Below are 13,378 nucleotides of genomic sequence, written 5' to 3'. Positions count from 1 at the left end.
CTGGCCGGGGGATCCGCGTGATCCCCCGGCCGCCCCGGGACCGTTCAGACCATGATTGAGACTCGACCCCGAAAGAGGGATTGACGCACAGTGCTCGACGTCAACTTCTTCGACGAGCTGCGGATCGGCCTTGCCACCGCGGACGACATCCGAACCTGGTCGCACGGCGAGGTCAAGAAGCCGGAGACCATCAACTACCGCACCCTCAAGCCCGAGAAGGACGGACTCTTCTGCGAGAAGATCTTCGGTCCTACCCGGGACTGGGAGTGCTACTGCGGCAAGTACAAGCGTGTCCGCTTCAAGGGCATCATCTGTGAGCGCTGTGGCGTCGAGGTCACGCGTGCCAAGGTGCGCCGTGAGCGGATGGGCCACATCGAGCTTGCCGCTCCCGTCACCCACATCTGGTACTTCAAGGGCGTCCCGTCGCGCCTGGGCTACCTGCTGGACCTCGCGCCGAAGGACCTCGAGAAGGTCATCTACTTCGCCGCGTACATGATCACGTTCGTGGACGACGAGCGCCGCACCCGCGACCTCCCGTCGCTGGAGGCCCACGTCTCCGTCGAGCGCCAGCAGATCGAGAACCGCCGTGACGCGGACCTCGAAGGCCGCGCCAAGAAGCTCGAGACCGACCTGGCCGAGCTCGAGGCCGAGGGCGCCAAGGCCGACGTGCGCCGCAAGGTGCGCGAAGGCGCCGAGCGCGAGATGAAGCAGCTCCGTGACCGCGCCCAGCGCGAGATCGACCGCCTCGACGAGGTGTGGAACCGCTTCAAGAACCTCAAGGTCCAGGACCTCGAGGGCGACGAGCTGCTCTACCGCGAGCTGCGTGACCGCTTCGGCACGTACTTCGACGGTTCGATGGGTGCCGCGGCGCTGCAGAAGCGCCTGGAGTCCTTCGACCTCGAGGAGGAGGCCGAGCGCCTCCGCGAGATCATCCGTACCGGCAAGGGCCAGAAGAAGACCCGTGCGCTCAAGCGCCTCAAGGTCGTCTCCGCGTTCCTGCAGACCAGCAACAGCCCCAAGGGCATGGTTCTGGACTGCGTGCCGGTGATCCCGCCGGACCTGCGTCCGATGGTGCAGCTGGACGGTGGCCGCTTCGCGACCTCCGACCTGAACGACCTGTACCGCCGCGTGATCAACCGCAACAACCGCCTGAAGCGCCTTCTCGACCTCGGTGCGCCCGAGATCATCGTGAACAACGAGAAGCGCATGCTCCAGGAGGCGGTCGACGCCCTCTTCGACAACGGCCGTCGTGGTCGCCCGGTGACGGGCCCCGGCAACCGTCCGCTGAAGTCCCTCAGCGACATGCTGAAGGGCAAGCAGGGTCGATTCCGTCAGAACCTCCTCGGCAAGCGCGTGGACTACTCCGCGCGTTCCGTGATCGTCGTCGGTCCGCAGCTGAAGCTGCACCAGTGTGGTCTGCCCAAGGCCATGGCGCTGGAGCTCTTCAAGCCGTTCGTGATGAAGCGCCTGGTCGACCTGAACCACGCGCAGAACATCAAGTCGGCCAAGCGCATGGTCGAGCGCGGCCGCACGGTCGTGTACGACGTGCTCGAAGAGGTCATCGCCGAGCACCCGGTGCTGCTGAACCGTGCGCCCACGCTGCACCGCCTCGGCATCCAGGCCTTCGAGCCCCAGCTGGTCGAAGGCAAGGCCATCCAGATCCACCCGCTCGTCTGCACCGCGTTCAACGCGGACTTCGACGGTGACCAGATGGCCGTGCACCTGCCGCTTTCCGCGGAGGCGCAGGCCGAGGCCCGCATCCTGATGCTGTCCTCGAACAACATCCTCAAGCCGGCCGACGGCCGTCCGGTCACGATGCCGACCCAGGACATGGTCCTCGGTCTGTTCTTCCTGACCACCGACGGTGAGCTCCGTGACGTCAAGGGCGAGGGCCGCGCGTTCGGCTCCACGGCCGAGGCGACCATGGCGTTCGACAACGGCGAGCTCGCGCTCCAGTCGTCCGTCGACATCCGCTTCCCGGTGGGTACCATCCCGCCGCGTGGCTGGGTGCCGCCGGTCGCCGAGGAAGGCGAGCAGGAGTTCCAGCCGGGCGACAGCTTCCGTCTGCGCACCACCCTGGGCCGCGCGCTCTTCAACGAGCTGCTGCCCGAGGACTACCCGTTCGTCGACTACTCGGTGGGCAAGAAGCAGCTCTCCGAGATCGTCAACGACCTGGCGGAGCGCTACCCCAAGGTCATCGTGGCGGCGACGCTCGACAACCTGAAGGCGGCCGGCTTCCACTGGGCGACCCGTTCCGGCGTCACCGTGGCCATCTCCGACGTCGTCGTCCCGGCGGCGAAGAAGGAGATCGTCGCGGGCTACGAGGCCAAGGACGAGAAGGTCCAGAAGCAGTACGAGCGCGGTCTGATCACCAAGGAGGAGCGCACCCAGGAGCTCATCCAGATCTGGACCACGGCGACCAACGAGGTCGCCGAGGCGATGAACGCGAACTTCCCCAAGACGAACCCCATCTTCATGATGGTTGACTCGGGTGCCCGAGGAAACATGATGCAGATGCGACAGATCGCCGGTATGCGTGGTCTGGTGTCGAACGCGAAGAACGAGACCATCCCGCGTCCGATCAAGGCGTCCTTCCGTGAGGGCCTCACCGTTCTGGAGTACTTCATCTCCACGCACGGTGCCCGTAAGGGTCTGGCGGACACCGCCCTGCGTACCGCCGACTCGGGTTACCTGACCCGTCGTCTGGTGGACGTCTCGCAGGACGTCATCATCCGCGAGGAGGACTGCGGGACCGAGCGGGGCCTGAAGCTGAAGATCGCCGTTCGCGGCGAGGACGGCGTGCTGCGCAAGGCCGACGACGTCGAGACCTCGATCTACGCCCGCATGCTGGCCGAGGACGTCGTCATCGACGGCAAGGTCATCGCGCCGGCCAACGTCGACCTCGGTGACGTCCTCATCGACGCCCTGGTCGCCAACGGCGTCGAGGAGGTCAAGACCCGCTCGGTCCTGACCTGTGAGTCCGCGGTCGGCACCTGTGCCTTCTGCTACGGACGCTCGCTCGCCACCGGCAAGCTGGTCGACATCGGTGAGGCGGTCGGCATCATCGCCGCCCAGTCCATCGGTGAGCCCGGTACCCAGCTGACGATGCGTACCTTCCACACCGGTGGTGTGGCCGGTGACGACATCACGCAGGGTCTGCCGCGTGTCGTCGAGCTCTTCGAGGCCCGTACCCCGAAGGGTGTCGCCCCGATCTCCGAGGCCGCCGGCCGCGTGCGGATCGAGGAGACCGAGAAGACGAAGAAGATCGTCATCACGCCCGACGACGGCAGCGACGAGACGGCGTTCCCGATCTCGAAGCGCGCCAAGGTCATCGTGCACGAGGGCGACCACGTCGAGGTGGGCCAGAAGCTCACCATGGGTGCCACCAACCCGCACGACGTGCTGCGCATCCTCGGCCAGCGTGCCGTCCAGGTCCACCTGGTCGGCGAAGTCCAGAAGGTCTACAACTCGCAGGGCGTGTCGATCCACGACAAGCACATCGAGATCATCATCCGGCAGATGCTGCGCCGCGTGACGATCATCGAGTCCGGCGACGCGGAGCTCCTGCCGGGCGAGCTGGTCGAGCGGTCGAAGTTCGAGACCGAGAACCGTCGTGTGGTCACCGAGGGCGGTCACCCCGCCTCCGGCCGTCCGCAGCTGATGGGTATCACCAAGGCCTCGCTGGCGACGGAATCCTGGCTGTCGGCCGCCTCCTTCCAGGAGACGACCCGAGTCCTGACGGACGCGGCGATCAACGCCAAGTCCGACAGCCTCATCGGCCTCAAGGAGAACGTCATCATCGGTAAGCTCATCCCGGCCGGTACGGGCCTCGCCCGCTACCGCAACATCCGGGTGGAGCCCACCGAGGAGGCGAAGGCCGCGATGTACTCGGCCGTCGGCTACGACGACATCGACTACTCGCCCTTCGGCACCGGCTCCGGCCAGGCTGTCCCGCTGGAGGACTACGACTACGGCCCGTACAACGGCTGAGTCGGACCAGAGCAGTAACCGCAGGGCGGTCACCCGAGAGGGTGGCCGCCCTGCGGCGTTCATCGTGCCCGTGTGAGATACGGCTGGAGGTGGTGCAGCCGGGTCCGGTGGTCAGGGTGGGGGGAGAGCAAGCGGGACAGTGCGCGCGGTTCGGGGACCGCGTTCCTGGTGGTGGCGGACGGTTCGCCTCTGGATCTCTCCTCCTCGGCCAGCACCTCGTGCAGCATTCGGGCAAGCGTGGGCGCGAACCCCAGCGAGGCGGCGTGTCGGTCGGCGCGAAGTTCGCTGCGACGGCTCACGGCGGCGGTGAGGTAGGGCAGGATGAACAGAAGGAGGGGTAGCCCGTACGTCGCTCTGATCGTCAGGAATGCGATGTATCCGAGGGCGATGATCAGGCCGGCTGCGGCCATGAGTGAGTAGAGGCTCGCGAACCGGACGAGGAGTACCGTCGCCCGGGCGAGTGCTCGCCAGACGATCCGGCCGGGCAGCGCGTACCACCAGCCGAGCAGCCCGGACCATGCGTGCCCACCGGTGTGGTGGCCAAGTTCGTGTGCAAGTACGGCGGCGAGCTGGGATCTGGGCAGTTTCTCCAGGGCGAGACGGGTGACGCCCACGATGTGGCCGGCAGCGGCGTAGGCGTTGAATCCGGTGCTGTTCTCGATCCACAGCTCGTAGCGGCTGCCATCGACACCGGCACGAGCGGTGACCTCTCGCCACACAGGTGCGAGCTCGGCCAGCTCATGGGGCAGCGGGCGCTGGAGGCGCAGGAGGTGGCGGGCGAGGAAGCTCTCGCTCGGCCGGTGGAAGACCAGGCCGCCGGAGACGAGCCACAGGGCTGTGGGCGCCCAGTACGGCAGGCCTATCCAGGCTTGCATGAGGAGGCAACCCAGCAGTACGACGGCCAGGCTGAGAAGCAAGCCTGGGAGGTGCAGGGCAAGCCTGCCCCAGGCTGTGGCATCGGTGCCGCGCTGTCGGGCACGCAGGAAGACGCGTGTGCCTGGGGCGTTGCGGTAGTGCAGGTCGTCGAGGCGCAGCCCGGCCTGCGCATGGGGAGGCCGCGACGGTGGGGGAGGCTTTGGGGGCTCGGGATACTGCGGCTCGCTGGCCGGGCCGTTCGGGTTCCCGGAGTGCTGCGGATCGGGTGTCTGACGCACAGTGCTCCTTCAGGACGCGATTTCAGCCGATGAACAGAGCGGCGGGCAGCAGCACCGCACCGGCACAGAAGGCGATCAGCCCGGCCTTGATCCATTGGTACTTGAGGGCGGCGATCCTGCTGTTCTCAGCGAGTGCAGTCATCAGGGAGGCACCGGGATCCGACTCTGTCGCGGCCAGAGCTTCCGCGAGGTGGCCCTGCCGGTCTGCGGAGCGGATATCGCCGAAGTAGGAGAGGGGGGTTCCCGGCTGCCACGCGGTGACGCGGTATCTGGGCAGAACCGCCAGCAAGAGGGCGTGCAGGGCCAGCGCGAGAGCTATGGCCCCGGTGTAGAAGATGACGGCCCCGGCAGTGGAGAGCGAGCCGGGTCGCCAGCCCTGTCCGGCGAGCAGGGCGCTGATCATCCCGACCGTCATCCCCAGGGCTCCGACCAGGACCGAGGCCTTGCCGTCGGCTCGGGCCATTTCTCCGCGCAGCTCGGCGAGCAGCCGGAGGGCTGCCTCGTTGCCGGTCGCGGTACTCATGGGGCACTGCCTGCTGGCGGCTCGGGCTGGACCGGGGCTTGGCCGTAGCCGGGCGGGGGTTGCCAGCCCGGGAGGGCCTGAGCGTGTGCATCGGCTCCCCGCGGCAGGCGCTGGGAGAAGAAGTCGCTGATCATCTGGAGCACGATCTGTTTGGGTGCCTCCAGCTCGTGTGCCTCGCCCTTGCCGCCGCCCAGGAGCTGTTTGACCAGGTCGATCTGCGCTTTGATCAGGTTCAGCTCGTGTTCCCGCATCCCGTTGAGGACCAATTGTGTGTCCTCAGGGCGCTGAGCCAGATGCAGCGCCCACGCCTGCACCCCGCCCTGGGCCAGCTGCCGCTGGTAGAAGTCGACCTTCCGGGCTTCATAGCGTTGGAGTTCGAGCTCGTATTGGGCCCGTAGGACAGCCTGCTCCTGCGCCCACTGCTGCTGCTGGAGCTCCAGTTCGTGCTGGCGCCTTCCGTGCACCATCGCGCGCGCGGCCGTCTCGATGTCGACCTCCGCGCCGCGACGCTGAGTGAGTATCTCCTGCTCTGTCGTATGCCGGATTGCTTGGAGTCGCCGCTCGTGCTCGATGTTGCCGGAGTCCCGGCGCAGCCGTACTGTCCAGGCGGTGCGCAGGCCCGTGGCCTCCCCGAGCGGCTTCTGTTCGTGCAGCGCCGTGAGGATCTCCGCTTCCGCCGCCGTGCTCTCGGCGATCGGGAAGCGCCGGGCCACCGGCCGGGCCGCCTGCTCTAATTCTGAGATGAGCAAGGTCGGTACGTCTCGGCAGCCGCTGCGGACGTACTGCGCGGGGTCGGCGACCTGCCAGTCCAGTGCGACGTCCATCTCGAACTCGAGGGCGTCGTTGTCGCTGGACAGTCGCAGATCCGCGCGGACCCTGTGGACACCCATGTCCACCTCGTACACGGCGGTGTAGCGCCTGGTGGTCGTCGGCCGTAGTGGCGGCAGATACGTCTCGTGCGCGCCCTTGGGGGTGGTGTAGACGAGTGCGTAGTCGATCCGGGTCAGCCTTCTGGAAGGCAGGAAATCGAACCGGCCGAGCTGACGGACCGTGACGACCGGGTCGGGTAACTCGCTGTGGCGATGGGCGTGCTGGTCCCAGTCGGGCGGGCGAAGGAAGTTGGCCATGGCAGGTCTCCTCGACGGAATGCGGGTGCTCAGACGGGTCGGACGGGAAGGGCGGCGCGTAGCCGGTCGGCTACCGTTGGGTGCGGACCATCCACCTCCCCTTGCGGTTTGCGCAGCAGGTAGTCCAGTCGGTCGTACTCGCGTGTCGTGGTGACGAGAGCCGGCAGCATGGCCGCCAGCGCCCACTCGGCTGCGTCGTCCCGGTCGGCCGCGGCGATCCAGCTCCGCAGGATCTCGGTCCCGGTAGCGGTGAACCTGCGGTCGTCGAGCGCGGTACGCAGGAGCAGGGCGATGCCCGGTGCGCTCGGAGTCCGGTCGTGCGCCGCCCGCGCGTACCAGTCCAGGACCAGCGGACGCTCGTGCCCTTCTGCCTCCTCTATGCGCCGGCAGGCCGCCAGGAAGCCCTCGATGGCCAGCATGAAAGCGGATCGGTGGTCGTTCAGTGTGCCCAGCAGGAAGGCGAGGATCTCGTCGCCTTTGGGGGAAAGCAGCAACAGGGCGATTGACTCGGGAAGCTCCTCGGCCACCAGCTGGTCGGGCTTGCCCTTCCCGCTTTGCAGGCGGGCCTGCGCGATCAGTGCGGCGACGGCTTCCTTCGGTCGTTCGGTACCGATGAGGCCCTGGGCCCGGATCGCGACCCAGCAGCGTCGAGGCTCGTCGGCTGCTGTGCTCCAGCCGTCGATGATCCGAGGAATGTTCGGGGCGCCGATGCGGTGGGCGAGGGTGAGTGCGCTGACGGCACTGGTGCGCTGCCGGGCCTGGGCGGAAAGTGCCCACGGCTCGATGACCAAGGCCATGGCCGACGGCAGGTCCGTGAACGCGAGGACGGCGACAGTGGAGGCGGCCCGTGTCCGGACCAGGGGCCGACCGTCGTTCGCAAGCTTTCCGAGCCACTTGACCAGCGCCGGGCGGGCGGACGGGTGCCCGGTCCACACCTCCCTCAGCAACACGGGTGGCGTGCGGTCGTCATTGAAGGAGGCGGTGACCTGGGTGACCGGGCCCCACTCGGTGTCCTCTCTCGCAGGGCTGGTGTGAGCCCGCGCTTCCTGGAGACGCTTTCCGATGTGGGTGCCGAAGACGGGGATCGCTTCGTTGTAGGACGGGTCTCCCGTGCGCCGGAGCTCCGCGTACAGGAAGTCGCTCAGCTCGGCCGTCAGGGCGTAAGGTCCGCCGTCGAAGCAGGCCAGGGCGATCAGAAAGGCCTTCTCCCGCAGATGGAGTCCGGTCTCCGCCTCCTCGAACCACTCCCGGATCTGGTCCTCCAGCCTGAGCAGCGAATACGCCTCGACTTGGGAGATGTCGACCGCTCCCTGGGCATGACGGATCAGGAGGGTCGCGTACCCCGCGACCTCGCGCACTTGAAGGTCGTTGCGAGAGAGGAACTCGGTGACGGAGGGCAGTGCCAACAGACGCCGGGCGGCCTCGTCCCCTGCCTGCCGCTGCAACCGGGCCGACAGGACGGCCGTGGCTGAGGGCGGCGACCATGGGGCGGGGCGGATGTCGTTCTCGATGTAAGGGCTGTGGCCGGTGGTGACCACCAGGTAGGCGTCGTGCTCCTTCATGCGGCTGCGCAGGGCGAGTAGATGTGCCTCGCGCAGCGGCTGGTCGCGGCGGATGTCCAGGTCGCACAGGAGATGACCGCGCGCCTTGCCGGGCGTGGTGAACTGCCGGCTGAGTGCGGCGGGCGAGGCTTCGCGGTCCAGTGCGTGAACGGGGGAGGCGCCGACGCGGTACAGCAGCATCAGGGCCGCCGTGCGCCGGCCCGTGAAGGGCGCACCGGTCAGGACCAGCACGCGCTCTTCGCGTAAACGCTCCAGCAGGGTCTCGAAGGGTGTTCCGTCGACAACGAACGTGTCTGCCAGCCGGTGCAGGGTCGTCTCGGGAACCTCGCCGGATGCGTGAGTGGCACCGGGGTCCCCGAACAGGTAGTTGATCTCGGTCCTGTCGCCCGTGACGACGTCACCGACGATCAGGCCCGCGACCACACCGTCGTTGGTTCCGTCGAACCGCATGGAGTGCGGGGCGTGGGCCTTCAACTCGCGGTGGGTGGCCCAGGCCTGCTGGGCGCGTTCCTCCACTTTGGCCTGGGGTTCGCCGACCGTCCGGTCCGCGGCGCTCTCCGGGTTCGTGGCCGGCCCGGGCGGCTGCTCCTCGGGCTCTGGCGTGCTCATGAGGGCTCAGCCGACCGACGGGGGTTCGTGGCGCCAATGCTGATGTCCCCCTGGATCCGGCCGGCGACGATGCCGTGGTTGACGCCCCGGAAGTGGATCCCGTTCGGGTCTGCAGGGGCAGGGGCAGGGGCAGGGGCAGGGGCAGAAGTCGGGAGAGGCGCCGAGGCGGCGTCGGCCGAGGGTTGGGGGAGACCTGTCGGCGGGGGCCCGTACAGCCACGCCTGCAGAGGGCCGTTCTTGCTGGGGACGGTGATCTGAGTGAATTTCTCCGCTGGGATGCCCGTGTAGTCGTGGCGGACGATGCCCGTGTACACCGCCTCCGAGACGCAGAGCGCGTAGTCGTCGGATCGCTCGCGCAGCGCGTCCTTCAGCGGTGCGCCGTCCAGGAGCCGACAGGCGTGGTTGAGATCGGATCCGACCCAGCCGTCGTACTCGTCGATCACCACGTACCCGGTGGCGAGGACCGCCCGCAGCCGAATCTGTGCCGTACTCGCCGCCATCCGGTTCACCGCGTGGAGCTGGGCGGGGACCTCGGTGAGGAGAGCCCGAAGCAGAGCGGTGAGCGGGGCCCTGACATCGATCAACTCCATGATCGCGTCACCGCGGTCGGCACGCAGCCGTAACGTCTCGTCGATGCCGGCAGCCAGCAGAGTGCGATCGACGATGCCGTAGAGCATCCGGCGAAGGTAGGCCTGCTGAACATCGTCGCGGTCACTGAACCGCTCGGTGTCGACCAGGAGGAAGGTACGGGGCAGTGGCTCGCTCATGATTGCCTCTCGTCGGGAATCCCTGCTGGAAAAGAGACTGCGACAGGTGGGCTCGCCGTGGTGAGGGCTGATGACCCACCCGGAGTGTGACGGTGTGCACTGAAGGCTGGGGAAGCTCACGGCTCGGTGGGCAGGGGGCGCGCCTGCGCGATCCGCCGGAGCACATCCGGTCGTACGATCACCAGTGCGCGGCGGCCCGTGGTGACGACTCCCCGCTCGCGGAGGTCCTTGAACTGCCGCTGGACCATTTCGCGTGAAGCCCCCACGGCTCCGGCGAGTTCCTGTTTCGTCAGCGGAACGGAGATCTCGAGACCCTCCTCCGTGCGCTGTCCATGAGTGTGGGCGAGATCCAGCAGCAGGACGGCGAGTCGCTCGCGGACGCTCAGGGAGGCGAACTCCACGCGTCGCCGGTCGGCGGCCCGGGTCCGATCAGAGGTGAGAGCGAGCAACTGCAGCGCGGCCGCGGGGCAGCCGGCCAGGAACTCCCGGAAGCGTTTGACGTCGACGGCCACGGCCTGCACGGGCTCAAGCGCGGTGACGTGGGCAGACCGAGGGCGTCCGGTCAGGGCGGCGGATTCGCCGATGATGTCGCCCGGCCCGCGCAGGGCGAGCAACGCCTGGTAGCCGTTCGCGGCTGCAGCGGTGACCTTGGTCCAGCCTCGCAGGATCAGAAGGATGTGCGAGGAGGGTTCGTTCTGGTGGATGAGGTGAGCTCGGGGCGCGAAGACCAGCTCGCGACCGAGCCCGCGTAATGCCTTGCCGTCCGCGTCCTCCAGCCGGGCCAGGAAGGGGACCCGGTCGTCCAGCCCTCCGTCGCCCAAGAGGTGTTCCAAAGCCATGACGTCCCCCCGGTGATCAGCGCGGTTAATGTACTGACAACGGGGTCCGCGTAGCTCCGGAACGCGTGATCTCGAGACAGGGGATCACGCAGAGTGCGGAAAACCCCCGCCGTGCTCCTCGGCGCGTGACGGGAGGCTCCGGAGGAATGCTCAGGTGCGGCGGCGGGAGGCGACCGTGACCGAGATCAGGGTGAGGAGGGCCAGGGCGGCGGCGGCCAGGCCCGGGGTGAGGCCTTTCGGGGTGAAGGTGCAGGAGACCTTGTTCGTGGCCCGGGGGAGGTCCAGGGAGACCAGGCCGTGGAAGCTCTTGACCGGGGCCGAGCACTGCCAGCCGGGGATGTCCGTCATCGCGAAGACCGCCGTGCCCGTGGTGCCCTCGGGGAGGGTGGCCTCGATGCTGTGGCCGCCCGCCTTGACCTCGGTGGCTCCCGTGGCGCTCAGGTGGGCCACCGCCCGGTCGAGGGCCGTACGGTCCAGGCAGCCCAGGGGGTGGTCGCCGGCCGTGGCGCCCTGCGTGCGGGTGTGCACCGTGACGTCGACCGTGCCCGACGCGGGGACGGTGCCGAGGGGGGTGACCCCCGTCATCCGGTCCTCCAGGGGCGCGTGCGTGCCGCCCGAGGCGAGGGTGCCGTAGAGGGCGGGGGAGTACCAGTAGGCCTCGGAGCCGGGGGTGCACCGGGCCGTGTAGGTCTGCTCGGTGGCGCTGCCGCCGCGGGTGACCTGCGGGACCTCGTAGACGGTGGCGCCCAGGACGTTCTCCTGGCGGGCCCAGACGCTGGCGCCCGGGTTGGGCGAGGCGTAGGGGGCCGAGCGGACCGTGACCAGCGGGGGCGCCGGGAACTTCGAGCCCGTCCAGCTGTCCGGGGCGTTGCCGGGGCGGACCCGGGCACCGATCGAGAAGATCGCGTCGAGGACCGGGCTGTCGGCGCCGAAGAAGGTCCGGCCGTCGTTCTTGAAGCCGTAGCCGAGGGGCTCCAGGGCCTTGTACGTGGCCTCGGGGAGGTAGCTGCTGTAGTACTGCGGGCCCTCCGCCCGGAGGGCCAGGGCGTCGTTGTACGAGGTCTGCGGCGCGCCCGAGTCGGTCCGGTACGCGGGCCAGCCCGACACGGCGCGGACGGCCTCGAAGTGGTGGGTGATCGAACGGTTCGAGGTGGGGGCCGGCTTCGCCCAGCGCTCCCGGGCCCGGCGGGCGTCCGCGTTGGCCGCGGCGACCGCGGACTCGGCGAAGACGACGCCGACCATGAGGACGGCCGCGACGGGGATCAGGTGGCGGCGCTTGTCCCCGAGGCGGAGCAGGACGAGCGCGAGCAGGGAGACGCCGCCGCCGCCCAGCACGGCGGGCCAGGTCCAGCCGCCGAAGTCGTCGGCGTGGCGCAGCACGAAGGTGGCCGCGACCAGCAGGGCGGCGGACAGGGCCAGGTGGAGCGGGCGCGGGCGGTTGGCCAGGGCCAGCCAGGCGACGATCACCACCATGCCGCTGAAGACGAAGGCCTCCCGGTACGGGTTGCCGTTCGGCACCGCAAGCCCGTGCCACACGTACTGCGTGGGCGGGAACTGGAAGGAGACGGCCACGAGCAGCGTCGCCGCCGCCCAGACCAGGCGGGTCCGCTTCGCGATCGCGGTGTTGAGGAGGAAGCTGCCGGCCAGGATCAGGCCGAGCGAGGCCACGTAGAGGCGCGGGCGGCCGCCCCACAGGTGGGTGGCCGGGAGCATGCCCGCCAGGAACAGCTCGATCCGTACGGGGTCGAAGGCGGCGGCCTTGGTGGGCTGCGCGGCGCCGCTGGACAGGAACGACGGCAGGAGCAGGGGCAGGGTGAGCAGGATCCCGGTCCCGGCGGCCGTCGCCGCCCGCCACACGGCGCGCAGCCGGTCCCGGCCGGTCATGTCGCGGGTGGCCAGGCGGATGGCCAGGAGCACGCAGGCGGCCATCGTGGCCATCATCGCGGTGTAGAAGTTGCCGAACCAGGCGAGCGCGACCAGCAGCGCCACGCCCGGCCAGCGGCGCTCCTCCAGGCACCACTCGACGGCGATGCCGAGCAGGGGGAGGGCGACCAGGCCCCACAGCCACATCGGGATGTACGAGGAGTCGCTCAGCGCCCATCCGCACAGGCCGTACGTGGCGCCGAGGATCCCGCGCTGCCACCACGGCCCGGGGTGCAGCTTGCCGAGGTAGACCGTCATCACGGCGGCGGCGGTGCCCATCGTGACCGGGGTGATCGCGAAGACGGCGAGGTCGACGTGGGCGCGGGGGACGAGGACGGTCAGCCAGGAGAACGGGTTGCCGAGGTACGTGTAGTAGTCGGACAGGAACTGCTGTCCGAAGCCGCTGCGCCAGCTGAAGAGCACGTCTCCGGCGGCCTGCCCGTGGACCAGGTCCCAGAGCGCGCGGTGGAAGGGCACGTACTGGTTGGCCTGGTCGTTGATGGCGCGGCCGGTGTTCCCGAAGGGGAAGGTGCCACGGGCCGCCCAGGCCGAGCCGAACGCCGCCGCGGTGACGAGGAAGGCCAGCAGGGGCCCGTACAGCCGTACCCTCTGGCGGGGGGCCGGGCGGTCCTGATCCGGGGGAGCGACGTTGACTGTGGTCTGCTCCGGTGCCACGGTCCCCAATGTCCTGCTCCCTGCTGTCGTCGTCTCGCGCCCGCGCGGGGCAAGCCGACAGTTTAGGTCGCCGGGGGTGGTCGGGTGCGGCGCCGTTGCGGGGGGGGGGGGCCCCCGCCCCCCCCCCCCCCCCCCCCCCCCCCCGCCGGGGGCGGGGGGGGCGCGCCGCCGCGAGCACCCGCCCCCCCCCGCCCCCCCGCGGGCCCCGC

Annotated in this window: 8 protein-coding genes; 1 reads left to right on the top strand and 7 read right to left on the bottom strand. The window is 69.2% G+C overall.

Translation table 11 applies throughout. The features are described from left to right. The first annotated feature begins 90 nt into the window (after positions 1–90). Positions 91–3,990 carry a DNA-directed RNA polymerase subunit beta' gene (locus tag ACFTXQ_RS19445; RefSeq protein WP_382642296.1) on the top strand — a complete coding sequence of 1,300 codons (3,900 nt, stop codon included), beginning with the start codon at positions 91–93 and terminating at the stop codon, positions 3,988–3,990. Positions 3,991–4,049: 59 nt separating this feature from the next. Here the strand turns inward: ACFTXQ_RS19445 and ACFTXQ_RS19440 are convergent, their stop codons facing one another. The 7 genes from ACFTXQ_RS19440 to ACFTXQ_RS19410 all read right to left on the bottom strand — a co-directional run bounded on the left by ACFTXQ_RS19440 (position 4,050) and on the right by ACFTXQ_RS19410 (position 13,169). Continuing rightward, positions 4,050–4,865 carry a M48 family metalloprotease gene (locus tag ACFTXQ_RS19440; RefSeq protein WP_382642294.1) on the bottom strand — a complete coding sequence of 272 codons (816 nt, stop codon included), beginning with the start codon at positions 4,863–4,865 and terminating at the stop codon, positions 4,050–4,052. Positions 4,866–5,166: 301 nt separating this feature from the next. Beyond that, a complete protein-coding gene (locus tag ACFTXQ_RS19435; RefSeq protein WP_382642292.1) occupies positions 5,167–5,667 on the bottom strand; it encodes a Pycsar system effector family protein in 501 nt (166 codons plus the stop codon). Next, positions 5,664–6,794 carry a hypothetical protein gene (locus tag ACFTXQ_RS19430; protein ID WP_382642290.1) on the bottom strand — a complete coding sequence of 377 codons (1,131 nt, stop codon included), beginning with the start codon at positions 6,792–6,794 and terminating at the stop codon, positions 5,664–5,666. The genes ACFTXQ_RS19435 and ACFTXQ_RS19430 overlap by 4 nt, the downstream gene beginning before the upstream one ends. A 29-nt stretch (positions 6,795–6,823) precedes the next feature. Further along, positions 6,824–8,965 (bottom strand): hypothetical protein, encoded by a 2,142-nt coding sequence (locus tag ACFTXQ_RS19425; protein WP_382642288.1) that lies wholly within the window; start codon positions 8,963–8,965, stop codon positions 6,824–6,826. Then, positions 8,962–9,732 carry a hypothetical protein gene (locus tag ACFTXQ_RS19420; RefSeq protein WP_382642286.1) on the bottom strand — a complete coding sequence of 257 codons (771 nt, stop codon included), beginning with the start codon at positions 9,730–9,732 and terminating at the stop codon, positions 8,962–8,964. The genes ACFTXQ_RS19425 and ACFTXQ_RS19420 overlap by 4 nt, the downstream gene beginning before the upstream one ends. Positions 9,733–9,848: 116 nt before the next feature. After that, entirely contained in the window at positions 9,849–10,571 is a 723-nt protein-coding gene (locus ACFTXQ_RS19415) for a Crp/Fnr family transcriptional regulator (protein WP_382642285.1), read from the bottom strand. Positions 10,572–10,721: 150 nt separating this feature from the next. Further along, positions 10,722–13,169: a YfhO family protein gene (locus ACFTXQ_RS19410; protein WP_382642283.1), complete on the bottom strand. Its 2,448-nt coding sequence runs from the start codon at positions 13,167–13,169 to the stop codon at positions 10,722–10,724. Between the last annotated feature and the right edge of the window lie 209 nt (positions 13,170–13,378).

Origin of the sequence: Streptomyces sp. NPDC057010 (assembly GCF_042673805.1) — a bacterium.
In the GTDB taxonomy this organism is placed as follows: domain Bacteria; phylum Actinomycetota; class Actinomycetes; order Streptomycetales; family Streptomycetaceae; genus Streptomyces.
This window is presented reverse-complemented; position numbering and strand designations above follow the sequence as displayed.

Coding starts and splice junctions, on each gene's coding strand:
- ACFTXQ_RS19430 (WP_382642290.1), bottom strand. CDS start 6,794: ATGGCCAACTTCCTTCGCCCGCCCGACTGGGACCAGCACGCCCATCGC.
- ACFTXQ_RS19440 (WP_382642294.1), bottom strand. CDS start 4,865: ATGCAAGCCTGGATAGGCCTGCCGTACTGGGCGCCCACAGCCCTGTGG.
- ACFTXQ_RS19415 (WP_382642285.1), bottom strand. CDS start 10,571: ATGGCTTTGGAACACCTCTTGGGCGACGGAGGGCTGGACGACCGGGTC.
- ACFTXQ_RS19420 (WP_382642286.1), bottom strand. CDS start 9,732: ATGAGCGAGCCACTGCCCCGTACCTTCCTCCTGGTCGACACCGAGCGG.
- ACFTXQ_RS19435 (WP_382642292.1), bottom strand. CDS start 5,667: ATGAGTACCGCGACCGGCAACGAGGCAGCCCTCCGGCTGCTCGCCGAG.
- ACFTXQ_RS19425 (WP_382642288.1), bottom strand. CDS start 8,965: ATGAGCACGCCAGAGCCCGAGGAGCAGCCGCCCGGGCCGGCCACGAAC.